Source organism: Pseudogracilibacillus auburnensis, from assembly GCF_003201975.1.
GTDB lineage: Bacteria > Bacillota > Bacilli > Bacillales > Amphibacillaceae > Pseudogracilibacillus > Pseudogracilibacillus auburnensis.
Genome location: NZ_QJJQ01000018.1, coordinates 14,698 through 40,925 on the forward strand (window position 1 = coordinate 14,698; position 26,228 = coordinate 40,925).

Consider the following 26,228-nt stretch of genomic DNA (forward strand, 5'->3'; position numbering starts at 1 on the left):
TGATATCGTTTTCATCTTTTTAAAAAATAAAAACAGATCGATACAATCAATATCATTATAATGGAAACATACGAATAGACGCCTTTTTTGTCATAATATGTAATGGGGATGGAATTACATGTGGGAATCGAGGAACAAGACACATAAGCAACAAAGTTTATAATTCAAGACGTTCTCGTAAGTCCTTTACATAATTTCTACTTACAGGTAGTTTATCTCCTTCTCCTTCCAATTCAAGTTGATAAGCTCCATTAAACCACGGAGTTAATCTAGTAACATATGTTAAATTTACTAAAAAACTGCGATGAATACGAAAAAAAGAAAAAGGAATTAAACGGTTCTCTAGTTCCTTTAAGGAAGATTTCACTACGTATTCATTTTTACGTGTTTTTATCATTGTAGTCTTCCCGTCAGGTGATAAATATAAAATATCACTGATGAATACATAGTCAATTTCACCGTCTTTTTCAACAGCCAATTTACCAAGAGGAGTCGAGTGAGGTGCACTTTTCACTGGAAACATGATGTTTCTAATCCGTTCCATCGCTTGTGTCAATTGATCTATATCATAAGGTTTTAATAAATAATCTACTGCATTTATTCGAAATGCTTCTGCAGCAAATTGTGGGTAGGCTGTTGCGAATACTATTAATGGAGATTTTTTTAATTCTAACAATGACTTGGCTACTTCGATCCCATCCATTTTTGGCATTTCAATATCTAAAAATACTACATCTGGTTGCAGTTGTATCGCTTTTAAAATTGCCGCCTCCCCACGCTCTGCTTCTGCAATAACTTTACTTTCCGGAAAATTCTCCAATAAAAAAATAAGTTCTTCTCGTGCAAACCGTTCATCATCCACAACTAATACTTTAAAAGTCCCCACTAAATGTTCACTCCTTCTTTACTTATATGAAATGAAATGACTGTTCCTTCATGTTTTTTACTATGTATGGACAAAGAGGCTGATTCATCAAATGTCATCATTAATCGACGGTTTACATTATACAATCCCATTCCTGTTCCTGTCTCTGAATTAACTTGATGTGTGCCTAGCTGATCAATCCTGTCTGGTGAGATTCCCTTTCCGTTATCTTCTACTTTCACTTCTACTTTTTCTCCCACACCTTTCACAGTAACTTTAATGATACAATTTTCATCCATGTCCTCTATCCCATGATGAATGGCATTTTCCACTATTGGTTGCAATGTAAAAGGTGGAATTTTTTCCGTTAATAAATTTTCATCTATATCATAAATAATCGTTAATCGATCAATAAATCTTGCTTCGATAATTTCTAAATATGCTTTGACATGAGACAGTTCTTCTTTTAAAGTGACTTTACACGCAGTAGTTCCCGTCACATTTTGACGCAAAAAATAAGATAATGATCTTACTAACTTTCGTGCTTGTTCTGGATTTGTACGAATTAAAGACATAATAATATTCATCGAATTAAATAAGAAATGAGGGTTAATTTGAGCCTGTAATGCTTTTATTTCTGCCTCTTTAGCAAGTTGGTATGCCCTATTCGTTTCAGCTAACTCTAATTGATTACTCAATAATGAACAAAGACCTTCTATTAATTCAGTGCTTACCCCTGTCATTAATTTATTGGAAGGGTAATACAATTTTAATGTACCGATTATTTCATCACGTTGCTTTAATGGTGCAATAACAACAGCTCCTAATGGACAGCCAGGATAGTTACAATGAACCATCCCTTCTTTGATCACAACTAGTTTTCCATTTCGAATCACTTCTTTTGTTTCCTTTGTGCGAATCGGTATATTTGCTTGATGATGGTCAGATCCTATTCCAACATGAGCTAAAATCTCAGTCTTATTCGTCATTGCTACAGCACTTGGTTCAAGTTCACGGTATAAAATATTACAGACAGCGAGAGCAGTCGAACGATTCATTCCCTTTCGTAAAAATCCTAATGTTTGATCTGCAATCCTTAATGTTTTCTGTGCTTGGAGTGCAGTCACTTTTTCTTGTTCCCCAATCACATTATGAACGATCAACATAAACAGTGCTGCTCCAACACCATTTGCCAAAATCATCGGTAAGCCAATTACTTCAACTAATGTAAGTGCTTTTTCAAAAGGTTGAGCAAGCAGAAGGATTAAACCCATTTGTAATGATTCCGCTAATGCACAAACACCGAAAGTAAATAATGGCTTTACCTTTTTTCCTTTTCTATAAAAAACACTTGAAATAATTCCTGCTATAATGGTTGAAACACCACAAGCAAAGGCAGTAAAACCTCCTAAAGTCATTCGTTGTATTCCAGCAATTAAGCCTGCGCTAATTCCAACCCGATAACCGCCCATTAGACCTGCAACGACGACTCCAATCACTCTTGAGTTGGCAATTGCTTCATCTTCTACTAAACCTAAGGAAACATTAGTAAACTGTAATGTAGACGTATGAAGTGCAACTCCTAAATACGTACCGATAATACCAAAAAAACCAAAAAAAAGGATGGCTGTGATCTCTTGTCTTCCCGCTAATTTATCGTGATTAATTAAGTTTTTAAAAAATTGAAATCTCGTTAATATAAATGCTACTGCAATGATTGTTCCAACTCTTTCTAACATGATGATTAGTAAATCAAGCAACAAGATCCCTCCTACGTCGAAAGGGTTTTCTAAGATTATACATCATCTTAGTGACAATATACATTAACTTTCTTTCTGAGTGGACTTGGGGAAAAACTTCGTAAAATAAGCTGCTAAAAATAATAGAATGATATTTATTGTCCAAAATAATAACCCTAGTTTCTCCAACCAGACTAGAATAATGGAGTTTATAGCAATTAAGTAAAAACAAATGGGCGTTAAAGCTGTTTTAAACCCTGTGAAACCAAGTTTCTTTCTTTTTCTTATAACGAAACTTATCGATATCATTAAAATAATAATTGTAATGATTGTAAGTCCAATTTTCAACATGATTCACCCTCTCCTTTTTTCTAAGAACAAAAGCGCAAGCGCTCGTTTAGCGACGTACAAATTGCGCCCTACCAAGTAGGGTGGGTCGACGTTGCCACGCAAAGTGGCGAACTTAGTTGATCTTCCTTCTCCAACGAGATAAAGGAAACATGCCCCTTCATAGGGGTATGCCGGCGTTGGGCGCAAAGCCCGATTTTAGTCGGCCTTCCTTAAAACTTGAACCGATGTTGACTTTCACCCAAGGGCATAAGTGCGACTAAGCCTCTGTCTAAAGCCAATCGGTAAGTCTTCTTTATCGTAGGAAGAAGCTTGAAATTTGCTACAGCTTTAGCGCTTAAGCTAAACGCGACTAATATTGCAAATAAACTTTATCCACAAGTATAATCAAATATAATTTCCTAGACAACAAAAAAAGGATCAAATCATTGACCCTCTTTTCATTTTAACATATACAATTGTTGTTTTGGCTGCAGATCTTCAATAGAATCAATGTCCATGTAGTCAGGAACAACTAAGCCAATTTTCGCCCCGACTAAATTTGGTCCTAAGTCAACAAGTACTTTAATTGTTTCGCTTTTAAATAGATAGCATAAGTGAATTACCGCGCCATTCTTCTGTCATATAATCCATGATTGACTTATTTACTTGATAAGGAGCCTTTTGTACAATAGGTTCGTATTGTTGAATATCACAAATTGCATAATTCGTATGTGAAACATCTTTTTGAATCATTATTTTGGTATCTTTACCATACTGTGTAGGTGATTGAATTTTTTTTAACATATCAACAATTTCTTTTAAAATATACCTTTTTTCCATCGTCGGTATATTAACCAATTTAATTACTACATATTCTGAAGTATAATATGTATGAATCATATATTCCAAATAATTTTTCAATAATGCTGGTAATATTTCTAACTTCGCTTCATTCATAGAAGATAAGTTTACAGAAATATTTGTTTCAAATACATCCGCTAAAATTTTCATTCCTCGTAACTGTATTTGTTCATGGTTTTTAAAAACGAAGGTAACTTTATTTCTTTGATTATATGGTATAATTCTTTTCAGTAAACCTACTGCTGATAAAGTACATATCGGTTTAGTCGATTGTAATTGTATATCAAAACAACTTTTCGTATGATATGTGACATGATGAAGATCCCATTTTAAACATTGATTAACAGCCTTTATAAAGTGGTGATCAATACCAATTACAATCATTTCATGTTGTTCATTCGGTATTTCTCGAATCATATTTATATCATTAATATCAAAATATATATAGTCCGAAGTTTGCATCGAAAATACATTTTCCTTTAATGTATGAAACAATATTTGTACATGATTATATATATTTTTAGTTTTTGTACATATGATACTATCTATAATATCTTGCAGTAATTTAACATGTTCTTTCATCCATTTTTCATTTGATCCATTGTGATGGTTAAAAGAAGATTTTAATATTTGAAGTAACAATTCTAATTTATCTACCGTAAAAAAATGACGATATTTTTCTTTAAACTGATGTTCTATTTGTTCATATGACATGATTGTTGATTGAAAAGAAACATTCACTTGTTTACCGTCTCTTACATTCATTTGTTTCCCACCTCTTTTTAAATAAAAACAGCTAACATACCAACTTTATGGTAGGTTAACTGTTTTTAAAGAGAAGCAAAAAAACACTATACGTAAAGTATAATTTTTATTTCGCTTCTACCTCTCAACCCCCGAAGAAAGTATCGCTTCTACGAATATAGGCAGGTCTCCTGACTTCGCACATCATATCATCAATATTACCTTCCCGTATGTACAGTGGCATTGTATATTGATTATCCGTGCTTACAGTTGCGGGGACAGTTTCGTTTCACGAATTCCCTTTTAAACCAAAATATAGTACCTTCTATTCGTCCGTTTATTTAATTCTTAACAATCATTGTAATTGAACATTCGGAAATTTGCAATTTACTTCATGAAATTACTTGATCACAAATATTAATGACTGACTGTACAGCATTTGCCGAAACAGCTAAACCATCTTTCTCTTCATTCGTTAATGGTAACTCAATTACACTTTCTACACCATTTCCACCTAAAATAGTAGGAACACCTAAGTAAAGATTATGATAGCCATATTCACCTTCTAACAGTGTGATAGATGGAATAATTTTTTTCTTATCGAGAATAATCGCTTCTGCCATTTCTACAATTGCAGCTGCTGGTGCATAATACGCACTACCATCTCCTAATAAAGAGACAATTTCTCCTCCACCCTTTCTTGTTCTTTCAATAATTTCTTCTAGACGCTTTTCTGGAATTAATAATTGTAAAGGGATACCTCCAGCATATGAATAGCGGATCAATGGAACCATTTCGTCACCATGTCCTCCTAATACAAAACCAGAAATATCTTCAACTGAAATATTTAATTCTTCTGCAACAAATGTATTAAATCGTGCCGTATCCAATATTCCCGATTGTCCAATGACACGATTTTTAGGAAACCCTGTTACGTTATGACATACGTAAGTCATCGCATCTACTGGGTTACTTAATACTAAAATAATACTATCAGGTGCATAAGTTTTCACTTGTTCTGCAACAGACTTCATTACACTTACATTCGTATTTACTAAATCATCTCTACTCATACCAGGCTTTCTCGGTATACCTGCTGTGATGATAACCATATTCACACCTTCTATATCTTCATATGAAGAAGTGCCAATAATGTTTGAGTTAAACCTTTGGATTGGAGAAGCTTCTAACATGTCTAATGCTTTTCCTTTTGTAGGATTTTCTACATTTGGTAGATCTAATAAGACAACATCTCCTAATTCCTTTTGCGCCAACATTAATGCAGTCGTTGCCCCCGTATAACCTGCACCGATTACTGCTATTTTATTTCTTTTAAAAGACAATGGATCATCTCCCCTTTTGTCTTACTTTTTGTTTTCATTTTTCTTTTTTATTTCTGTTGCTTTCGGTGGTCTTGTTTTTGTCTTTTTTTCTTGCAGTTCTTTCGGCTTTATCATTTCATAAACAGCATCAGTTGCACGCGGAATAACGTGTGCACTTAATAATTTCCCATTCATTCTTAATACTGTTTCTTTACCAGTATCTACTGCTGCTTGTACTGCTCCTACATCACCTTGCACTGTCATTGTGACAATACCGCCATCTACTAAGTTGTGGCTTACCAATTCAACATTTGATGCTTTCATCATTGCATCAGCTGCTTCAATCGCATAAACTAAACCATGTGTTTCAATCATACCTATTGCTTTACTCAAACGTTCCACCTCTTTCTATTTCGGTCGAATCGACAATACCGATGATGACAGCATCAATTGGAATTGAGCGTTCTTTTAAAATATATCTTGAAGATCCTCCACTTGTAACCAACACTTTATCTCCTATACCAGCTCCAATACGGTCAGCCGCTACGATATGGTTGCGAATTGGTGCCTCATGTCCATCAATTGGTTGAATAATTAAAAGTTTTAATCCTTCTAATCCATCTTCCTTCCGGGTGGCCCAAACATTACCAATCACTTGACCTAATTGCATCTTCCATCACTGCTTTCTTACACTATTTTAATTTGTTTTTTCTTTTCTCGAGCATAATCATAAGCTAATGCGGTTACAATTGTTTGTTTACTTATATGGATCATATTCGCTTCAATCTTTTCCATATCTTCTCTTGATAATAGTTTTTTATCATATTTTTCAATGGAAGGTTTTGTCGTTTCATGTGCCATTGTTTCTACACTTTGTGTCTTAATTGGTCTAGCTGTCACTGCAGAAGTGATAATTTTACCAATTGTTCCTTTAGATATAAACGCTGCATTTGCTTCATCTGTATCGACATGCATTTCTAGACGAAATCTTTCAGATACCCTTATTTTCACATGATTAAATGTCATTGGACGCTCGCTATTTATAGCAATGTTTACATATTGACCATCTTCTACTTGAAGTACACTCGCTTCTTTAAAATTCATATGAATATGTGCTTGTGCGATGATTAATCCTTCTTGTAAATAGACAGTTCCTTTAGGACCAATAAGAGTGATTGGGCTTGAACCATTAATATCACCTGATTCTCGTAAAGGTGGTTTTACACCTAATTTAAATGCATCTGTTAAACTAACTTCCACTTGTGAAGCCGGTCTAACCGGACCTAAAATACGTACTCGTTCAATGCTTCCTTTAGGTCCAGCAATCATTAAAGTTTCATTTGCCGCAAATTGACCCGGCTGTGATAAATCTAATTTTTTCGTTAGTTCGTACCCTTTTCCAAACAAGATTTCTACATGTTCCTTCTGTAGATGAATATGACGAGCTGAAACTGCAATTGGAATTGGACCATCAGATGTTAAATCTGTCGAATCATTGTTTAACTTAGCAATTACTTGCTGGACAATTTTCTCAATCATTTTCTCCTTCATCTACATTCATCCTTATTGTATTATTTTTCAGTCGTTGGTAAAATTTGCTCTAATTCGTTGTGTGGTCTAGGAATTACGTGAACAGATAATAATTCTCCAACACGTTCTGCAGCAGCAGATCCTGCATCAGTCGCTGCTTTTACAGCACCGACATCTCCACGTACTAATACTGTCACAATTCCTCCACCTACATGTACTTTTCCTACTAAGTTTACAGAAGCGGCCTTTACCATTGCATCTGCTGCCTCAATTGAGCCTACTAACCCTTTTGTTTCTACCATTCCTAAAGCTGTTCCTTGGATATTCATAATAAATTCCTCCTAAATAATTTTATGACATTTTTTTAATTACTTTTTCTACAACACTTTGAATTAATGCTTGGTCTAATTCGTTAGAGATATGAGCATTTAAAGTCTCTCTTATTTCATCATCATCAAATAAATCTTGATATGTTGTTACTTGTTTCGGTAAATCAACCGATTTATTGCCGTATGCTATACGTTTAATATTAATTAAATGTTCTGCGGAAATATTATCTGACGTAATATTTCCACCGTATGACCCACATCCAAGTGTCATTGACGGCTTTAATCCTGTCGTTCCTCCAACCGCTCCAATCGAACTCATCGTGTTCACTAAAATTCTAGATACTGGCATTTCTACTGCAAATGTACGTGCAATTTGATCATTTTCTGTATGGATAGATAATGAATGCCCTCTTCCACCTAAATTTAATAATTGTGTACAAATCCGTTTTGCATCAACGAGATCTTCTGCTACATATAAAGCGAAGATAGGAGCTAACTTCTCTAATGAGAATGGGAAGTTCTTCCCTACTTTATCTTCTAAACCGATGATAACTCTCGTGTTTTCAGGAAGCGTGATCCCTGCTTCTTTTGCGATAAATGAAGCACTTTTTCCGACAATTGCTGGATTCACTCTACCTGGTTGTGGAGAGATTAAACACTCCATTTTCTTTTTCTCATCGTTATTTAATATATATCCACCTTGTCGTTCCAGTTTTGCAATAAATTTGTCTTTAATTGTTTTGTCCACGATAATTGCTTGTTCCGTCGCACATATTGTTCCATTATCAAATGACTTACTATCTATAATATGCTTAATTGATACGTCTAGTTTCGCGCTTTTTTCCACATAAACAGGCACATTTCCCGGTCCAACACCATACGCTGGTTTCCCAGAACTGTATGCCGCTTTTACAAGTCCTCCACCTCCAGTTGCTAAAATTAACTGAATATTTGGATGCTTCATTGCTTGAGAAGTAGCCTCCATCGATGAATACGTTAAAATTTGCAATAAATCTGCAGGTGCCCCGGCTTCCTCTGCTGCTTCTTTACAAACTTCTAATGCTGCTTTCGTACATTGCACTGCATAAGGGTGTGGGCTAACAACAATAGCATTTCTCGTTTTCAAAGCAATTAATGTTTTAAAATATGCTGTCGAAGTTGGATTTGTTGTCGGTATAATAGCTAATACTACTCCGAACGGATCGGCAATTTCTAACAGTTTATTTGCTCTATCTTCTCGAACGACCCCAACAGTCTTTAAATCTTTAATACTTTCATATACATCTTTAGAACCTACTTGATTCTTAATTATCTTATGTTCGACAACACCCATTTTCGTTTCTTTTACAGCCATTTTTGCTAAGCGTTCTGAAGATTGATAAGCTTTTTCTGCAACATGTTTGACAATTTCATCAACTTGTTCTTGGGTAAATGTTTGATAAATTGCTTGAGCTTCTTTCGCTTTTCTTACAGCAGTTCTCATTTCTTGTAACGCTAATAAATCTTTATCATAAATAGTTGCGCTAGACATATATACACTCCTTTCTCAGTAATCTAACGGATGGGCCGTTATTTGATAGACTTTATCACGAAAAGTATCTACTGCCGCTGCACATGAGGATTGACTACCTTTTAAAATTGCACCAGCAAAATTCGTTTCTGTCGGCGGTGAAAACAGCTGACATATTTCCACATCTGCTGCTTTTAATGCAGCATCAACCGCAACGAGTGCTTCTATCGGTGGAGCAATTAAATATGCTAAAGATTGCCCTTCTTGTACATCGTTTTCTTTCGCCAAATATGTTCCACAACTTGATATCGTCTTTGCAAAAAGTAAATGTTCATCATTACCATTAATTTTCTCAAAATATAATGTAGATTGAACAATTTGTTGGATAGAATCTAGGCCACTTTTCACTTCTTCAGGTGTAGATCCGGCAATGATACCAATAAATTCACCAGATAAAGGACCTGAAGCGAAGTCTGATCCTGCATAAAAACTTTTTGCATAAACAACTGTAACATCTGCTGCCTTTGTCGCTTCATCTAACGCTACATAACCTACATCATCCAATGTTAATGTCACTAACCCTAAACTAGTTTGATCATTTTTTAAATGGAATTTTTCTTTTAATGCATCACTCGCATTAGATATTAATTGTAAAGAACAAATATTTGCATATACTTTATTATCAAACATGTCATCAACTACCCTTCTTTTTGAATCAGCTTGACACCACTAGCTTTATGCTTTAACATTCGTTCCACTACTGTGCCTAAATATGCACCAGCTTCAATTGGAGGAATTCCACCTTGATGAATATTAGAGATGACCATTCTGTCTGATTCAATCGTACCGTGACGTGGTTTATAACATAAATACGCACTCATCGATTCAGCTGATACAAGCCCTGGACGTTCTCCGATTAAATTGATGACAACTTCTGGCTCTAATACTTCTCCGATATCATCCATTAATCCTACTCTACCTTCATGTACATAAAAGGGAGTTCCTACTTGAATGTTTAAGTTCTTCAACGATTGTTGTAACGACAAATAAACATCTTCTAAATTTTCATTAATTGCGCTCGCACTTAATCCATTGGAAGCAATAATTTGAACTATTGGTGCATACTCGCATTTTTTTTTCAATATTTGCTTTGATTCTTCTGAAAGTCTTCTACCCAAATCTGGTCTACGAATATATACTTCTTTTTCTTCTACCTTCGTATATACTGTAAATAAATTTAGCCTATCTAATAATGTTTGTGACACTTCTCCATATACCGCATCAACTGCAACAGCATGGTCAAATCTAAATTTTAATAATGTGGATGTCCTCGGTCGTGAACCTGCTCTTCCAACAGCAACTCTAGCTGGTGTATATTTTAAATATTCTCCGGGTTCTTCCGTTAAACGATCTGAACTATGATGCAAAAATTCTTCTTCCTCATTTGCTTCTATTATGTCCTGTTTCTCCTGTTTTTCTGGATACAACGGAATAATGGTACTGTATTGATTCGGATTAATTTCTGCTACGTCTTGTTCATTGCTTTTTCCATATAACTGAACGACAGATGTCGCCACTTCATCCGTTTGCTTAGATGTATTTGGTTTCGTATTTAATGAACATATATCTTTCGATTGCTTTATTTCTTCTCCTTTATATTTACCTAATTCTTCCACGACGAGCTTCACAATTTTTTCTAGTTTTTCTGTTTGCAATATTATCACCCCCTGCTTAATCAAAAATTGTTAAATCTCCTGCTTTCGCACTTAATTGCCCATTTTCGTAAATGCCCATTTTCTCTAACCATACGAGATATTCTGGAGCAGGTGTTTTATTAAATGTTCTTAATAATGTTGCAATATCATGATAGCTCATAGATTGATAGTTCAACATGACATCATCCCCCATCGGTGCTGCAATAATAAAATTAACACCTGCTGCGGTTAATAACACACCTAAATTTTCATTGTCATTTTGGTCGGCTTTGATATGATTCGTATAACAAATATCTACCCCCATTGGTAAGCCGTGCATTTTCCCCATAAAATGATCTTCTAATCCTGCTCGAATCACTTGTTTACTATCATATAAATATTCTGGACCAATAAAGCCGACAACTGTATTAACAATAAATGGGTCATAATGTCGTGCAAATCCATAGTTTCTAGATTCTAATGTTACTTGGTCAATGTCAAAATGTGCTTCTGCCGACAATTCAGACCCTTGACCTGTTTCAAAATACATCATATTGGGACCTGTACCAGTTCCATATTCTTTTGCTAACTGATTTGCTTCCCCAATTAGTTCTGCTGAAATGCCAAATGAACGATTCGCTTTTTCTGTTCCTGCAATACTTTGAAAAATCATATCTGCCGGTGCTCCTTGTTCAATTGCTTTCATCTGTGTTGTCACATGTGCAAGCACACTATTTTGAGTAGGGATTTCCCATTTCTCCATAAATTCTTTCGTAGCGTGAAAAACTCTTTTTACACTTTCAACAGAATCATCAACAGGGTTGATTCCTAATACAGCATCCCCAATTCCATAAGATAATCCTTCTTTTAACGATGTAATAATTCCATCAATATTGTCTGTTGGATGGTTAGGTTGCAAACGGGATGTTAATGTCCCTTTATGACCGATAGAAATATTTGACGTTGTAATGACTTCTATTTTATTTGCTGCATGTACTAAATCCAAATTAGACATTAATTTAGTGACTGCAGCAATCATTTCGGAAGTTAATCCTCTACTAATCCTCATTAATTCTCTATTTTGTACTTCATCGCTTAAAATGTACTCACGTAAATCTGAAACAGACCAATTTTTTATTTCATGATAAATTTTTTCATTAATATCATTTTCAATAATTCTCGATACTTCGTCTTTATTAGGGTCTAATAATGGCTCGTTTCTAATTTCATGTAATAATAGATCTCCAACTAGATATTTTGCAGCCACTCTTTCTTGAACTGTTTCTGCCGCAACCTTTGCTAAAATATCGCCTGACTTTTCTTCGTTTGCTTTCGCTAATAGATCTTTTAAGTTTTTAAATGAATAATGCACTCCACCAAGATTAATTTGTAATTTCATCTAGATTTCCCCCTTTCTTTATTGTTCAGAAGAATGAAATGTTAAGGTTTTTACAATGACTGGTACTACATCTGTTTTTAATGCTTTTCCAATGTCAATATAATCACCAGTATCTACATGTATTTGATCAATACTTATAACAGGTTGTTGTACCCCTATCGCTATTAATGATTGACCTAACACTTTTGCTAAATCAGATTCAACGACTAAAATAATCGGTAAATCTGGATGATTTCTTTCATTCATCAACCTTTTTATCTCATTGGCAATTCGTTGAATATCGTTAAACTTTACTAAAGGAATATTCGTTAATGATAAAGCAAAATTATTTTCTACATATGCTGTATCATAAATTCTTCTCGCTTGTTGAAATGTCTTTTCTAATGTCGAGATCCCATTTTCAATTTGTTCATGAAAATCATGTTTTATAATTGGGATATTTTTTAACGGTAATTTGGATGGATCTATTTCAATTGTTGCTCCACTAATTTCAGTCGTTTGCGTCCCTGCGCCTAATACTGTTGCACGAACTGTTTCCATCGGTGCCTCTACTATAAATTTTTCGTATATAGAACTTTGTTGAATTTTTGCTGCTAATAAAATGCCGATATCATTATACGAAGCTTTACTTTCGATCGTTTCTAATTGATACATACATTCTGACACACCACCTGAAAATGTGACAACATCAATCGGTAATCGCCAATCTGGTTTATGCCCCAAAATAAGTGGTCTATCTTTTTCTTGTAATTCATTTGTTAATGTTCGAGATAAAGTACCAAGCAACATATTTAATACTTTATCTATGTGAGGATGATTATGGCTGTCTCCAATTTGTAAACGAATTCCCTCTTGTTTTAACATGCTCCTAACTGGAGGCGATATTGATTTGATCACATGATGGTCAAATTCAATTAATCTTCCTCCTACATGTAATGTACATGTACCGAGCAATATTTCATTTTTGTATACAGCTATATTTGCTGTTCCACCACCAATATCAACATTCGCACGAACTAGTCGATTTCCTTTCGATTTCGCAAATACTCCGGAACCTTTCGCTGCGATAATTCCTTCTAAATCTGGACCAGCTGTCGCAACTAAAAACTCCCCAGCTTCTTTGGATAAATAGTGGACCATTTCACTCGCATTGTTTTTCGTAGCTGCTTCTCCTGTAATAATGACCGCACCTGTTTCAATCATATGTGGTAAAATATTTGCTCGGTCATATTCATGTTGAATAATTTGCTCTACTTCACTCGTATTAATTGTTGTTTCATCTAGTAAAGGTGTTCGGTATACTGGGCTTTGATACAATATTTCTTTATCGACTATTTCAATTCTTGGAACATGAGATATACCAGCTACATTTAATAATGACAGACGGCTAATAATTAATTTTGTCGTACTCGTTCCAATGTCGATCCCTGCACTTATGATAGATTCCCTTTGTTTAGACAACTTCTATTACTCACCTCGCAAAATAAAAATAGCCATTAAGACTCTCACTTCCCAAGAGTCTTAATGGCTTCTTTGCCTACATTTATTCACTTTTCTAGCTAAATTATAACAAATGTATAATGTCATGTAAAGGCTTTCTATTCTACGTATAATAACAATGGATCGTTATGCTTTTCGGCATATGCTTTCATCTCTAATAAACTATTACAAATGACTAAAGGTTGTATATGTTTTAAACCTGTTTTATTTACAACACTAGTAATTATGACAGGTCCTCTTAACATGACACGCTTTAATATATTGAAAGAACGTTCAATATCAGCACCCTTCGCATCTGCTTTTGTTATAATGCCAATCGGTAATTTCGGGACACCTCCACCAAATCCTGGTGGAAAGATATTTTTGTGTGTTGTAGCATCTTGTACATATGCTACATGTGTTACTTGAAAAGATGTAGCCATAATATTTTTATAATATAACGGGTTCTCAGTATATTCACCTGGTGTATCTACTACCCAATCATGATATTCTAAAGATTGCGTTTTTCTAGCTTTAGTACCAATATCAACAAGTTCATTTACTAAAGTTGTTTTCCCTGCATCAATTGCACCAATCATCATCACTTTATTTTTCATGTGAATCATCCTAAGATTTCGTAATATTTGATGGTGTGTATCCTAAGTTTTCTGCTAAAAAACGATTAATTTCGATTAATGCTGTTTCCACTTCTGACACATCACCAACAACGACTAAACTGCCTGTAAAACGATCTAAAAAACCTAAATGAACATTCGCTGATTTCGTCGCAATATCTCCGGCTATAATGACAGTTTCACTAGGAGTACAAGTCATAATTCCTAGAGCACCTGCTTTTTCAATGCCGAGCATTTGAAATAGGTCATCATTCGGGTTTGCGATTAAATGACTTAATGTTAATTGTTTTCCTGGTACAAATTCCTGTATGAACCTTTTCTTTTCTTCTTTTTCATTGTTAAACATGGATAATGCCTCCTACTTTAACTCACAGCGGTTTTCTCTTGATCAGATTCATTATCTATATCTAAATACTCTTTTTCACCAATAATTCCTTTTGCTCTATCTTCATTCTCTAATTTCAATGCAGTCGGAACAGATAAATAATAAGCAAAAATAATCGCAATCACTCCACCTGCAAATTTACCAATCATAACTGGTAAAATAATGGTCGGTTGGAAATTCGCTGAAAATGATAAGTGATCCCCTAATAAGAATGCAGCAGTAACTCCAAATGCGATATTAATTACTTTATCTTTTGGAGGCATATAACGAACTAAAGAAAACATTGCTAAAATATTTGCCATCGTCGCTAATAATCCGGCACTACCGACCGATGATAACCCCATCTTCTTACCAATTTTCGCTAAAATACCTGCACCATATTTACGTAATAAATAAACCATCGGGAATGCCCCCGCTAACATAATACCAATATTTCCAGCTGTTTCTAATGCTCTAAACTGATCTTCTTTATCTGCCATAATCGGATCAAAGCCCCATACACCAAATACAGTAGAGAAAACACCTGTGAAAATTTCTACGATAGAGAATACTAATACTAATTTAATTCCTGCATCCATTAATCTTCCAAAAATCATAAATCCAGTAATCATAATATTCGGTACTAATTTTAACCCTAGCGCAATTAAAATGACAAAAATAACTAACGGAAGTAAGTTTACCATAATTTGAAAATAACCTATAGCAAAGTCAATATTTGATAGACCAATCGTATTAATTTCCTCACGAACTTTCGTGTTAAATAATACTAATAAAGATGAAGCAATAAATGCTCCAATTGGAATCGTTAAAACTCCTGACATAATACCTAATGCCATATATTTATGGTCACGTTTATCTAACATCGCTAGTCCCATTGGTACTGAGAATACGATTGTTGCACCAGCCATAAAACCAACAATCATTGCCATAACAAGACCTTCAACAGTTGATTTCAAAGCATCCGCTAATTGATATCCCCCCATATCAGACGCTAAAATCGTTGTAGCCGCAGTTGCTGGGTCTGCTCCAATGGATAAAAATAAAGGGCTAATAAATTTACTAATAAAAATTGTCAAATAAGGAATAGACGCCATAATTCCTGCTGCAGGCACAAAAATATGCCCTACAGTATGTAAACCTGACATAAATTCTTTACCTAATCCATTTTCTGAATCTTTGATTGCTGCAGCAGCACCTAGTACAGCACATATCATGATGATATAAATAACAACATTACCTATCATCTCCATATAAAATTCCCCCAATACTTTTTATTTACTTACTTCGTCATCCTTTTCTAATTTACACCTCCCTTAATGTAAAAAACAAAAAGACGCCAAAAGAGAACTTCTCTTTTAAGCGCCTTTGCTTAATCATATTCACTTGTTTTTGTTTATTATTCTCATAGCTAACTCATACATAGATAAACGATTGGACATACTCGTATCTCGTAAATATTTAAATGCTACTTGTTCAGTGATAGATTTCTGCTCCATCACAATTCCTTTTGCTTTTTCTATCACTTTCCTATGCTGTACTTCTTCTTTCGCACGATCAATATTTTGTTGTAATTTCTTCGCCTTTTTCGCTTGATGTAACGCTACTTCAATTGCAGGAATCAAATTTTTACTTGAAATCGGTTTAACAATATAGCCGATAACATTATCTTGTTGAGCCTTTTTCACAAATTCTCTTTGACTATATGCTGTGATGATAATAATCGGAACATCTAACTGTTTACCGATTATTTTACTCGCTTTTAAGCCATCTAACTTTGGCATTTTTATATCCATTAAAATAATATCTGGTTTTAATCTTAAAGCATATTCAACAGCCTTTTCGCCATCATTTACTTCTTTAATAACTTCATATCCTTCAGATTCAAGCATTAACTTTAAATCCATTCGAATGATAGATTCATCTTCAACTAATAGGATTCTCTTCAAAACTTACCTTCACCTCCGGGCTTTTCTTAAACGAAATAACTGCATGAGTCCCCAAGGTCATGGATTGAAAAGCAAATTCACCTTCTAAATCACTCTCTACTAAATTGCGAACGATTTTTAATCCTAAAGAAGGTTTTAATATTTTTATACCAACCCCATTGTCGGTCACATGAATATGTATCGTGTCATTTTCCACTACAAATTCAATATTAATTTTCCCTTCTTTTTCTTTTTCGAAAGCATGCTTCAAAATATTTTGAATCAATTCATTTATAATAAGCGATATTGAAACCGCTTTCCTTTGACTTGTGAATATTATATTATTATTTGTTTCAATAATCAAGTCTATTTTTTTATAAATTGAATTAATCACTAATTTAGAACATACTTTTCTAGTTAATTCAATAATGTTTACTAATTCTGAATTTGATCCATCTTTAGATAAAATTAGTTCATATACTGCAGATATACTGAAGACTCTGTTCAATGCTACTTCAAAATGTTCATAGCTATCCCCTAAATGACCTTGGTGCATTTGTAACCTTAATAAACTTGCGATTGTTTGCAAATTGTTTTTTACACGATGATGGATTTCTTCAATCATAATAGATTTCACCGATAATTCTTTTTCTTTCATTTTTAATTCTGTTAAATCTTGGATAATTAATAAAGTATTCATTTTATTTTTTGTATGTCTTAATTTAATTTTTTTAATAATTAGACTTTTCTTTCCAATTGTTCGCTCAAACACATACACATCTTCATCATTTCCTTCATAAATTTCTTGCAGAAATGGCAATAATTTCGTTATTTTTTCTTTGTATATTTGATTTGTTTGATTCATTTCTACTAAAAATTTAATACCAACTGGATTAGCATAAATTAATTTATGATGATGATCTGTTAAAATAAACATTTCCATCAACATGTCAGAAACAATTGGTACAGAATCATTGTCATAGGATAAAATAATATCGAGTACTTGTGTCGGAATCGATAAATTACTTTCTTCTATATGAATATTATTTAAATATTTAAGCCCTCTTTCTTCTATAAGTACTGCGATAATTTCTTCGGTTTCATTTCTTACTGGGATAACTGTTTGGTGTACACTTCTTCCTTCTTGATTAATTGCATGCTTTATTATTGATTTTTTCCCCTTTTTAAAACTATAAAAAACACCTGGTTCAAAAATTTCAAACACATTTTTGCCGACAACCGATTTTTTATAGATTGGATGATTAATTTTTGGAAATGCCTCTGCGACAACGATAGCATGTTGATGGTTTTTGCTCAAACAGTCAATAAAAATATATGACTGAGACAATTCCGCAAATAAAGATATTGAAGATGCTATTTTCATTAAAATTTTTATATCAGATGGGGATAAATTCGTTTCTTCTTTACATATTTGTTCTAGTTTTTGAAGCATATAATCACCTAATATTTTTTAAAAGTTTATTTCATCATATCATGTTTATCAATTATCTCAAGATAAGACTTTTTCTCTTCCTGCATCATGCCCACGTTTCTTTAGACGAAATCCATAACTATAATGTGAGATTGATGGGTCATACACCTGTGTAAGAACTTCTCTGTGGGTAAGCACTCATTCTTCCGCTCCATCTCCCTACTTCATTTATTTGATGATGTATCCTTTGGCAGTAAGAACTTTGATTTGTTTGACAATCTCATTTCAAATACACCTAGCCTTATCTGAAGTTCGTGTCCCTTAGGGCGGAGATTTGCCGCCGATTTCCTTCAGATTCCACCTAACGATGAACACCCTTGTCTTTAGCTAACCGCTACTACGGCCTTCGCGATTCAGGACTTTAACCTTATAGAATATGTGCATGCCACGCACAACAAAAAAAGGATCAAATCATTGACCCTCTTTTCATTTTAACATATACAATTATTGTTTTGGCTGCAGATCTTCAATTGAATCAATGTCCATGTAGTCTGGAACAACTAAGCCAATTTTCGCCCCGACTAAGTTTGGTCCTAAGTCAATAAGTTCATCTTTATGCTTTTCGTAAAAATCCTTATGGGTAGCAGGTAACCAAGCGGCTAATGTTGCATCTGCATCACCATTTGCTAAAGATTCAAAAACAATTGCTACATCAACCGGAGTTACAGTAACTTGAAATCCCTTTTGTTCCATTACCTTTTTTACCACACCAGAAGATGCGCGTTCGGAATCCCATGGTGTTGAAACAAGTTCAATTTCAACTCCATCCACATCATTCACACCCTCTGTCCAGACGGCAACTTTTTCTTCATTGTCAGCAACCCAACGTTTAGCAACTTCTTCCACTTCTTCACCAGTTTCTTGAGCCTCATACATAATATTTTCCATATCTTCCACTTCCCACTCAAACTGGTTAATTAATTTGTATGCTTCCGGATTCTCTTCTTCAAGTCCTAGTCTTGTTAAAGTATTAATCCCTTCTTCTCCACCGTAAATTTCTTTTGGATCATCTAAATATTTCATATCGGGATATTTGGCGAACATCCAATGAGGATTCCAACCTGTAATAATAATTGGTTCTTCCTGTTCAATTGCTTTATCTAATTCTGACATCATTGCTGCTGTTGAAGATAACTCAACAGACCATCCTTCCAAAGTCTCATACTCTTCGATCGCTCTTTCTGTCGTAACAGAGATACCAGCACCAGGCTCAATTCCTGTAATCGTATATTCGACCATTTCACTATAATTATCCGCTTGGTCTCCTTCTTGTTGTCCCTCTTCCTTTGAATCATTACTTGAACATGCTGTTAAAAACAGTGCACAAGCAATTCCTATAAATAAAAATGTCTTTTTTATTGGATTTTTCATGATGCATATAATCCTTTCCAAGTAGATTTTATAAAGAAAAGAAAGAAGCTAACCTAGAGCTTCTCTCTTAACCATTTTATTTTATATCTAAATCCTCAATTGAATCGATATTCATGTAAGATGGAACGACTAATCCGATTTTAGCACCTTCTAAGTTTCCACCTAAATCAACTAATTCATCTTGATATTGTTCGAACAATTCACCATGTGTGCCCGGTAACCATGCTGCAACCATTCCATCAGCTTCACCAGTTGCAACAGCTTCCCACATGACAGCATTATCTAATGGTGTAATTGTTACATCATAACCGATGTTTTCTAAAACTGTACCAATAACATTCGTTGAACCAATTTCTGTATCCCACTCAACGTAGACTAGCTCAATTTTATCTCCACTTACCTCATCTACACCTTCCGTCCATTCAGCAACTTTATCCTCATTTGCTTCAATCCATTCAGAAGCAGCTTCTTTTGGATTTGCACCATCGGTAATTTCTAACATTACTTCCTCTAAATCTTCTGCTGCCCACTCAAAATTATCTAATACTGCATAAGCTTCGGGAAGATCATCTTCAAGTCCTTCGCGAACCATCGTATGAATTGTTTCTTCCCCACCAAAAACTTCTTTAGGATCTTCTAAATACTTTAAGTCATATTTAGCAAATTTCCAATGTGGTGACCAACCTGTTACGATAATTGGTTCCTCATTTTCATATGCTTCCCCTAAAGCAGTAGCCATTGCACCACTTGAAGATGCTTGCACTTCCCAACCATCTAAACCATATTCTTCCACAGCTTTTTCCGCTGCTTGGAAGACACCTGCACCAGGCTCAATACCTGTAATAGCATAATTCATTTCTTCCCCATATTTCACATCAGCATTATCTGATGAATTTTTATTATCTTCGTTCGAGGCATCATCTTCAGCACCTCCACATGCAGCAAGTAATAAAGTTGCTGAAAGTCCAGAAATAATTCCGAAACGTTTTAAACTAGTAAACATAAAAAATACTCTCCTTTTAAAATATATATGGAACTTTTCATGAGGCAGATAAGAAAGGATACACTCTTTCTTACTGCTCACTGGCTAAAAACGCGACGTTCTGAGACTGGGACTTGGCTTACTCGTCCCATCGAAGGGCATTTGCACTCTCGCTCATAAAGAATTGTACGTCGTACGTTCAACTAATGCATTCGCTGTAAAGGATTGGTAAATAAGTAATTAGTTACTTACATAAGTGCAACTTCACCTAGTCACCCGCCTTGACGGCTTGCCAAGTTTTTAAATAAGAAACGAACAAAAATTACTTCTTTTTATTCATACTTTGTGTGAATCGGTCAATGATGATTGCCAATATGACAATTCCAATTCCCGCAACAAAACCTGTACCTACTTGAGCCCGTTGTAATGCGGACAACACTTCCCGGCCGAGACCCGGTGCACCAATCATCGATGCAATAACAACCATCGATAATGCGAGCATCACTGTTTGGTTAATCCCTGCCATTATCGTTGCTCTTGCCATCGGTAACTCAACTTTAAATAGTTTCTGCGCACCAGTACTTCCAAATGCATCAGCTGCCTCCACTAACTCTTCCGAAACTTGTCTAATTCCAAGGTTCGTAAACCTAACTGTCGGTGGTGTTGCAAAAATAAGTGATGCAAACACACCTGGCACCATACCGATTCCAAAAAAAGCAACAGCCGGTATTAAATAAACGAAAGCTGGCATCGTCTGCATAAAATCAAGTACGGGGGTTATAATTGCCTCTGCAATTTTACTTTTAGACATTAATATTCCGGCAGGAACTCCGATAATAACTGATAACAAGCTCGATATTAACACAAGAGAAAATGTATCAATTAGATGTTCCCAATATCCTTGGTTGTAAATAAGCCATAAGCCAACGACTGAAAAAGCTGCCAAACCTAGACGTTTTCCAGACAATAAGAACGCTAAGATTGCAACAATAACGATGAACACAATTGGTGGAACTGTATTTAAAAGATCAGCTGTCCATTCCATAAAATTACCGAAATGTGTTTTGATTGGGTTAAATAAAAACGAAAAAGTCTTTGTTACTTGTTTTGTAAACCACTCTGTTCCTTCTGCAATAGGTATTTGAGGGATAATGGAATTGATGATCATCTTAATCATTTCCATTCACTCTCCCTTCACTAGCTAATCCAGCGATAATCGCCCCGCGAACGAGAATCCCAACTAATTTTTCATTTTCTACAACAGCAATTGGAATAGGTGAATTACAAATCATATTAAATATATCATTCATAGGCTTATGTTTACCTACCGTTTGAATGTCGTCACGCAATATCTCTTTCAAATCTGTCACTTCATTTTTTCTTGCCTCTAATACATCATCTGCCGTGACATAACCTTGTAGCTTTCGATCATTATCTACTATTAAAATGCTTGAGATTCCTTCTGCCCTCATTCTCTCTAACGCAACGCGTGGACCATGTCTTTCAATATTTATTGTTTCAGGTCGTTTCATCACATGTTTTGCTGTTAATACTTTGGAACGATCAACATCTTCTACAAATTTTTCAACATAGTCATTTGCTGGATTGACTAATATTTCCTCTGGTGTTCCAATTTGCACTATAGATCCATCACGCATTAAAGCTATTCGGTCTCCGAGTCTAAGTGCCTCATCTAAGTCATGCGTAATAAAAATAATCGTTTTTTTCATTTTTGCTTGTAGGTCGATTAATTCATCTTGCATATCTTTACGAATTAATGGGTCTAGTGCAGAAAATGCTTCGTCCATTAACAAAATTTCGGGATCATTTGTTAATGCCCGTGCTAATCCAACCCTTTGTTGCATGCCACCAGATAATTGACCTGGGTATTGTTCAAGATAGTCACCTAATCCAACCATTTCTAACGCGTTTTTAGCTTTTTCGCGGCGGTCTGTCTTATCCATTTTTTGAATTTCTAAGCCAAATTCCGCATTTTCTAAAATAGTCCGATGTGGAAACAAAGCAAAGCGTTGAAATACCATACTTAACTTTTCTCTTCGTACATCCCGAAGTGATTTTTTATCTAAGTTTGAAATATCTTTGCCATCAATGAAAATATTTCCCTTTGTCGGTTCAATTAGTCGATTAATAAGGCGAATAAGTGTAGACTTCCCACTTCCAGACAATCCCATAATAACGAAAAACTCCCCTTGTTCAACAGAAAATGTAGCTTGATTAACTGCTACTGTACTTCCTGTTTTATTTAAAATTTCTTCCTTGGAAAGTCCTTCATCTAACAGGCTTAATGCCTCTTCTGTCTTTCGTCCAAATACTTTTGTTAAACCTTTTACTTCTATTACTGGCACACATTTTCACCTCTAATAATTTTTGACTAACACATTAGAGAATTTAAAAATGTCACCTTAAAAACATGAAGTTTTTTACTTCCAAAAATGAACAACACATTTTATTAATTCTCTTATTTATAGCCACTGCTATTTAGGTTAACATTGTTTTACTATTCAATTCAAACATGTTTGAACTTCATTTACAGCTACATATTAGTGTATGAATCGGTTAGGCTGATGAAACATGATGAAATCTCACTTTTCCTCGCTTATCCTTCATAATGGTCTATTTTGATTACTTTTATCAACAAATTCTATTACAAAAGGCCGATTAGAATCAAGAAAAGCATCCATTATATGGATGCTTCCCTTCTATTTTCCTTGAAAATATGGTTTCCGTTTTTCTAAAAAGGCTCGTACCCCTTCGCGATGGTCTTTTGTCAGAGCTGCTTCAATTTGTTCTCGTTTTTCCTCTCGTAAAAAATACTGCAACACTTCCTTTTGTTGATGATGTAAAATCATTTTTGTCTTGATGATAGCTTGAAGTGGGGATACTTGTAGTTTTGCAGCAAGTTGTAATGCTCCTTCTTCTGCCGCTCCTTTAGTTAATATGTCGACAAATCCCATCTTTTTAGCCTCTTCTCCATGTACTTGATCAAGGCTCCAAATAAACTGTTTTGCCTGATGTGTTCCTAAACGCTCTTTTAAGAAGAAATGACCGCCTCCATCTGGAATTAAACCGATTCCTGCAAATAACATACCGAACTTTGCATCTTTTTGTGCTACAATATAATCTGAATTTAATGCAATACTCATTCCAAGCCCAGCGGCAGAACCGTTAACTGCAGCAATAACTATTTTTGGCAGCAAATATAATTTCAGCGTAATTTGTTCTAGCGTGTCCATTAAACGATCAAATAATTCCATATCCTTAAAAACAGCCATCATACTTACATCGCCACCAGCACAAAATGCTTTTCCTTCTCCGGTAAGTAAAACGATACGATCATTATTTCCTTCAATTTCGTTCAATATGCCAAGTAATTTCTCTAACGTTTCCAAATCAAGCGCATTATAACTATCAGGCCGATTAAACTTAATCGTAGACACACCATTTTCTCTTATCAGTTTAACTTTTTCCACGTTTCCACCCCTAACTAAAAATGAATGAATGTTCATTTATCTATTATAGTACATATACAGAAAATTTGAAATACACTATAGTAAATAAAAAGTACCAATACAGATATATGCATTGATACGATTACAAGGGTCTAAACTATTTATCGTTTTGGAGGATTTTTAGTTGACTCTGTCCCTATTTCCTTTTCTGTATTTGCCGCTGATTCATTATCAGTCATTAAATCATTAGCTGATTTTTTAAATTCATGTAATGTTTGTCCAGCGGCTTTCCCTATTTCCGGTAGCTTTTTCGGTCCGAAAATAATTAATGCTAGTGTAACAATCAATATTAAGCCTGGGATGCCAATATTAGCTATACCCACCACGTTCACCTCTTCTCGACTAATTTATTCTTTGAAAGACTCAAAATTATACAAGGGAACCTCCACCATTTTTTAAATATTTTTCAATCCCTTCTGCTGCTCGATAAGCGAGCGCTCCAACTGTTGCAGTTGGATGATGGTTACTAAAGTGAGGAAACGCAGAGGCACCAACGACAAATAAATTTTCAACATCCCACATTTGCAAATAAGTATTTACTGCTGAAGTATTTTTATCTGCACCCATAATGACCCCACCTGCATAATGCCCACCTTGGTAAATATGATCGAATTCTTCTGGCACTTCATCTTCATCAACAATATCTGCACCCATTGCTTCTACAACTTCTCGACACTTTTCTACCCCAAATTTGGCGATATTTCGATCTTGATCCGTATATTTAAATGTGACTCGTAGTAGTGGATCATTAAAAATATCTGTATATGTCGGATCTAAATCTGTATAATTATGCCACCAAGACATAACCGCTGGAGTATACCAAACAAGCAGATTACGATTTGCATAATAGATTGCATTTTTTTTGAACTCTGACCCCCATCTTGAGGTTCCTTTTGGCACTTTATTACTTGCAATTGCTCCATCACCATATTGGCGATGTTCCACCCCACCACCGTGAATAAAGTCTAAATCGGTATGATCAAAATTATCGCCTGTTAAATCGGTAAAATTTGCACCTAATGCTCCAGCACCCATATAAAGATTAAATTTTTTATTATTAAAAAATCCGCGTGCTCCTAAAAAAGTAATCCCGAATTGACCGTTATAATTGCGCCCGATAACCCCTTTTCTAGTCTTTGGATCATATGGTTCTCCAATTTTTGATAACATTAGTAACCGATTGTTTGTAAAGGTAAAGGCTGCTAAAACGACTACATCAGCAGGCTGTTCATACTCTTGGCCTGTTACCATATCCACGTACAGAACACCCGTTGCTTTTGTACCATTATGTAGTACACGTCGTGCATAACTTTCTGTCCTAAGCTCGAAATTGCCAGTTTTTTGTGCTGTCGGTATAACCGTTACAATCGGATCTCCTTTTGCACCAAAATCACAACCATATTGCGTACAAAAAGCACAATAGACACATTGATTAATTGTTTCACCATCAGGATTTTCGTAATGCTGTGTAATATTTGCAGAAGGTACTTGATAAGGATGATATCCTAAGCTTTTTGCTGCCTCTTTAAATAATTTTATATTTGGTGTTTCTTTTGTTGGGGGGTTCGGATAATCACTCGAATGTTTTGGTGCATCTGGGTTTGGATCTTGTTCACCAGAAATTCCTGCTGTTTTCTCAAAGCGATCATAATACTTTTCCATTTCATCATAGGTGATGCCCCAATCTTGCAACATCATCCCTTCTGGAATTTTTTCTTTTCCATATCGTTCGACTGTTTGCGTATATATTTCAAAATCATAAGGAATAAATCGATAAGTCGCTCCTGCCCAGTGAACACTTCCACCACCTAAATCAGTCCCTACTCCTATTTCATGTTTTGTTCGAACTGGTAACGCTGTTTCTTCAAGTGTATTACGTGAAGTAATCGTTTCATGGGATAAATCTTGCATCATTTCAAATCGATTTGTAAAACGTAATTCGTCTTTTACACCTATGTAGTCCTTGGTCGACTTTTCTTCTCCTCGTTCTAAAGCAACTACTTGATACCCTGCTTTTGAAAGTTCAGCCGCGATGATCCCACCGGCCCAGCCTGTTCCAACTACAACGACATCAACTTTATTTAGTTTTTTGACCATCTTTTTAAC

General features: G+C 34.9%; 26 protein-coding genes and 1 riboswitch. All 26 genes read right to left on the reverse strand.

All coding sequences use genetic code 11. The features are described 5' to 3' along the window. Window positions 1–157 precede the first annotated feature (157 nt). Entirely contained in the window at window positions 158–886 is a 729-nt protein-coding gene (locus DFR56_RS19070) for a LytR/AlgR family response regulator transcription factor (RefSeq protein WP_110397049.1), read from the reverse strand. Next, entirely contained in the window at window positions 886–2,625 is a 1,740-nt protein-coding gene (locus DFR56_RS19075) for a sensor histidine kinase (protein WP_110397050.1), read from the reverse strand. The genes DFR56_RS19070 and DFR56_RS19075 overlap by 1 nt, the downstream gene beginning before the upstream one ends. A 63-nt stretch (window positions 2,626–2,688) precedes the next feature. After that, window positions 2,689–2,955: a hypothetical protein gene (locus DFR56_RS19080; protein WP_110397051.1), complete on the reverse strand. Its 267-nt coding sequence runs from the start codon at window positions 2,953–2,955 to the stop codon at window positions 2,689–2,691. Between the two features lie 576 nt (window positions 2,956–3,531). Continuing rightward, window positions 3,532–4,560, reverse strand: a complete 1,029-nt coding sequence (locus DFR56_RS19085; protein ID WP_110397052.1) for a hypothetical protein — start codon at window positions 4,558–4,560, stop codon at window positions 3,532–3,534. Window positions 4,561–4,703: 143 nt separating this feature from the next. Further along, window positions 4,704–4,881, reverse strand: a riboswitch (cobalamin riboswitch). Between the two features lie 50 nt (window positions 4,882–4,931). Beyond that, entirely contained in the window at window positions 4,932–5,882 is a 951-nt protein-coding gene (gene mdh / locus DFR56_RS19090; protein WP_110397053.1) for a malate dehydrogenase, read from the reverse strand. Between the two features lie 21 nt (window positions 5,883–5,903). Continuing rightward, window positions 5,904–6,254, reverse strand: a complete 351-nt coding sequence (locus tag DFR56_RS19095) for a BMC domain-containing protein (protein WP_110397054.1) — start codon at window positions 6,252–6,254, stop codon at window positions 5,904–5,906. Continuing rightward, complete coding sequence (locus DFR56_RS19100; RefSeq protein WP_110397055.1) at window positions 6,247–6,531, reverse strand: EutN/CcmL family microcompartment protein; 285 nt, start codon at window positions 6,529–6,531, stop codon at window positions 6,247–6,249. Before DFR56_RS19100 ends, DFR56_RS19095 begins: the two co-directional genes overlap by 8 nt. A 17-nt stretch (window positions 6,532–6,548) precedes the next feature. Further along, window positions 6,549–7,412: a phosphate propanoyltransferase gene (gene pduL, locus DFR56_RS19105; RefSeq protein WP_110397056.1), complete on the reverse strand. Its 864-nt coding sequence runs from the start codon at window positions 7,410–7,412 to the stop codon at window positions 6,549–6,551. Window positions 7,413–7,432: 20 nt separating this feature from the next. Then, window positions 7,433–7,720 carry a BMC domain-containing protein gene (locus DFR56_RS19110; RefSeq protein WP_110397057.1) on the reverse strand — a complete coding sequence of 96 codons (288 nt, stop codon included), beginning with the start codon at window positions 7,718–7,720 and terminating at the stop codon, window positions 7,433–7,435. Window positions 7,721–7,742: 22 nt separating this feature from the next. Further along, window positions 7,743–9,251 (reverse strand): aldehyde dehydrogenase family protein, encoded by a 1,509-nt coding sequence (locus DFR56_RS19115; RefSeq protein ID WP_110397058.1) that lies wholly within the window; start codon window positions 9,249–9,251, stop codon window positions 7,743–7,745. Between the two features lie 15 nt (window positions 9,252–9,266). Further along, window positions 9,267–9,920: an ethanolamine utilization microcompartment protein EutL gene (gene eutL, locus DFR56_RS19120; protein WP_110397059.1), complete on the reverse strand. Its 654-nt coding sequence runs from the start codon at window positions 9,918–9,920 to the stop codon at window positions 9,267–9,269. An 8-nt stretch (window positions 9,921–9,928) separates the two neighbouring features. After that, complete coding sequence (gene eutC, locus DFR56_RS19125; RefSeq protein ID WP_110397060.1) at window positions 9,929–10,945, reverse strand: ethanolamine ammonia-lyase subunit EutC; 1,017 nt, start codon at window positions 10,943–10,945, stop codon at window positions 9,929–9,931. 16 nt (window positions 10,946–10,961) lie between these two features. Continuing rightward, window positions 10,962–12,323 (reverse strand): ethanolamine ammonia-lyase subunit EutB, encoded by a 1,362-nt coding sequence (locus tag DFR56_RS19130; protein ID WP_110397061.1) that lies wholly within the window; start codon window positions 12,321–12,323, stop codon window positions 10,962–10,964. A gap of 18 nt (window positions 12,324–12,341) precedes the next feature. Further along, complete coding sequence (locus DFR56_RS19135; protein ID WP_110397062.1) at window positions 12,342–13,784, reverse strand: ethanolamine ammonia-lyase reactivating factor EutA; 1,443 nt, start codon at window positions 13,782–13,784, stop codon at window positions 12,342–12,344. A gap of 137 nt (window positions 13,785–13,921) precedes the next feature. Continuing rightward, a complete protein-coding gene (locus tag DFR56_RS19140; protein ID WP_110397063.1) occupies window positions 13,922–14,419 on the reverse strand; it encodes a EutP/PduV family microcompartment system protein in 498 nt (165 codons plus the stop codon). Between the two features lie 10 nt (window positions 14,420–14,429). After that, the gene (eutS, locus tag DFR56_RS19145; RefSeq protein ID WP_110397064.1) at window positions 14,430–14,783 is read right to left on the reverse strand and encodes an ethanolamine utilization microcompartment protein EutS; all 354 of its coding nucleotides are present in this window, start codon (window positions 14,781–14,783) and stop codon (window positions 14,430–14,432) included. Window positions 14,784–14,800: 17 nt separating this feature from the next. Continuing rightward, window positions 14,801–16,072 carry an ethanolamine utilization protein EutH gene (gene eutH, locus DFR56_RS19150; protein WP_110397065.1) on the reverse strand — a complete coding sequence of 424 codons (1,272 nt, stop codon included), beginning with the start codon at window positions 16,070–16,072 and terminating at the stop codon, window positions 14,801–14,803. A 129-nt stretch (window positions 16,073–16,201) separates the two neighbouring features. Then, window positions 16,202–16,768: an ANTAR domain-containing response regulator gene (locus DFR56_RS19155; RefSeq protein ID WP_244916588.1), complete on the reverse strand. Its 567-nt coding sequence runs from the start codon at window positions 16,766–16,768 to the stop codon at window positions 16,202–16,204. Continuing rightward, window positions 16,746–18,200, reverse strand: coding sequence for a sensor histidine kinase (locus tag DFR56_RS19160; protein WP_110397066.1), 1,455 nt, complete (start codon window positions 18,198–18,200; stop codon window positions 16,746–16,748). Before DFR56_RS19160 ends, DFR56_RS19155 begins: the two co-directional genes overlap by 23 nt. Window positions 18,201–18,683: 483 nt before the next feature. After that, on the reverse strand, window positions 18,684–19,610 hold the full coding sequence (locus DFR56_RS19165) for a glycine betaine ABC transporter substrate-binding protein (protein WP_110397067.1): 927 nt from the start codon (window positions 19,608–19,610) through the stop codon (window positions 18,684–18,686). A 76-nt stretch (window positions 19,611–19,686) separates the two neighbouring features. Next, a complete protein-coding gene (locus tag DFR56_RS19170; protein WP_110397068.1) occupies window positions 19,687–20,613 on the reverse strand; it encodes a glycine betaine ABC transporter substrate-binding protein in 927 nt (308 codons plus the stop codon). Between the two features lie 301 nt (window positions 20,614–20,914). After that, window positions 20,915–21,769 (reverse strand): ABC transporter permease, encoded by an 855-nt coding sequence (locus DFR56_RS19175; protein ID WP_242694444.1) that lies wholly within the window; start codon window positions 21,767–21,769, stop codon window positions 20,915–20,917. Beyond that, on the reverse strand, window positions 21,762–22,958 hold the full coding sequence (locus DFR56_RS19180; protein ID WP_110397069.1) for a quaternary amine ABC transporter ATP-binding protein: 1,197 nt from the start codon (window positions 22,956–22,958) through the stop codon (window positions 21,762–21,764). The genes DFR56_RS19175 and DFR56_RS19180 overlap by 8 nt, the downstream gene beginning before the upstream one ends. Before the next feature lie 354 nt (window positions 22,959–23,312). Further along, entirely contained in the window at window positions 23,313–24,083 is a 771-nt protein-coding gene (locus tag DFR56_RS19185) for an enoyl-CoA hydratase-related protein (RefSeq protein WP_244916589.1), read from the reverse strand. Between the two features lie 140 nt (window positions 24,084–24,223). Then, a complete protein-coding gene (locus tag DFR56_RS19190; RefSeq protein ID WP_110397071.1) occupies window positions 24,224–24,445 on the reverse strand; it encodes a twin-arginine translocase TatA/TatE family subunit in 222 nt (73 codons plus the stop codon). 46 nt (window positions 24,446–24,491) lie between these two features. After that, window positions 24,492–26,219, reverse strand: coding sequence for a GMC family oxidoreductase (locus tag DFR56_RS19195; RefSeq protein ID WP_110397072.1), 1,728 nt, complete (start codon window positions 26,217–26,219; stop codon window positions 24,492–24,494). Window positions 26,220–26,228: the final 9 nt, after the last annotated feature.

What these genes read in the sequence shown, in the direction of transcription:
- DFR56_RS19085 (WP_110397052.1), bottom strand. Translation starts at nt 4,560, where the DNA reads ATGAATGTAAGAGACGGTAAACAAGTGAATGTTTCTTTTCAATCAACA.
- DFR56_RS19175 (WP_242694444.1), bottom strand. Translation starts at nt 21,769, where the DNA reads ATGATTAAGATGATCATCAATTCCATTATCCCTCAAATACCTATTGCA.
- DFR56_RS19170 (WP_110397068.1), bottom strand. Translation starts at nt 20,613, where the DNA reads ATGTTTACTAGTTTAAAACGTTTCGGAATTATTTCTGGACTTTCAGCA.
- DFR56_RS19130 (WP_110397061.1), bottom strand. Translation starts at nt 12,323, where the DNA reads ATGAAATTACAAATTAATCTTGGTGGAGTGCATTATTCATTTAAAAAC.
- DFR56_RS19110 (WP_110397057.1), bottom strand. Translation starts at nt 7,720, where the DNA reads ATGAATATCCAAGGAACAGCTTTAGGAATGGTAGAAACAAAAGGGTTA.
- DFR56_RS19100 (WP_110397055.1), bottom strand. Translation starts at nt 6,531, where the DNA reads ATGCAATTAGGTCAAGTGATTGGTAATGTTTGGGCCACCCGGAAGGAA.
- DFR56_RS19080 (WP_110397051.1), bottom strand. Translation starts at nt 2,955, where the DNA reads ATGTTGAAAATTGGACTTACAATCATTACAATTATTATTTTAATGATA.
- pduL (WP_110397056.1), bottom strand. Translation starts at nt 7,412, where the DNA reads ATGAAGGAGAAAATGATTGAGAAAATTGTCCAGCAAGTAATTGCTAAG.
- DFR56_RS19165 (WP_110397067.1), bottom strand. Translation starts at nt 19,610, where the DNA reads ATGAAAAATCCAATAAAAAAGACATTTTTATTTATAGGAATTGCTTGT.
- eutL (WP_110397059.1), bottom strand. Translation starts at nt 9,920, where the DNA reads ATGTTTGATAATAAAGTATATGCAAATATTTGTTCTTTACAATTAATA.
- DFR56_RS19195 (WP_110397072.1), bottom strand. Translation starts at nt 26,219, where the DNA reads ATGGTCAAAAAACTAAATAAAGTTGATGTCGTTGTAGTTGGAACAGGC.
- DFR56_RS19115 (WP_110397058.1), bottom strand. Translation starts at nt 9,251, where the DNA reads ATGTCTAGCGCAACTATTTATGATAAAGATTTATTAGCGTTACAAGAA.
- eutH (WP_110397065.1), bottom strand. Translation starts at nt 16,072, where the DNA reads ATGGAGATGATAGGTAATGTTGTTATTTATATCATCATGATATGTGCT.
- DFR56_RS19140 (WP_110397063.1), bottom strand. Translation starts at nt 14,419, where the DNA reads ATGAAAAATAAAGTGATGATGATTGGTGCAATTGATGCAGGGAAAACA.
- eutS (WP_110397064.1), bottom strand. Translation starts at nt 14,783, where the DNA reads ATGTTTAACAATGAAAAAGAAGAAAAGAAAAGGTTCATACAGGAATTT.
- DFR56_RS19160 (WP_110397066.1), bottom strand. Translation starts at nt 18,200, where the DNA reads ATGCTTCAAAAACTAGAACAAATATGTAAAGAAGAAACGAATTTATCC.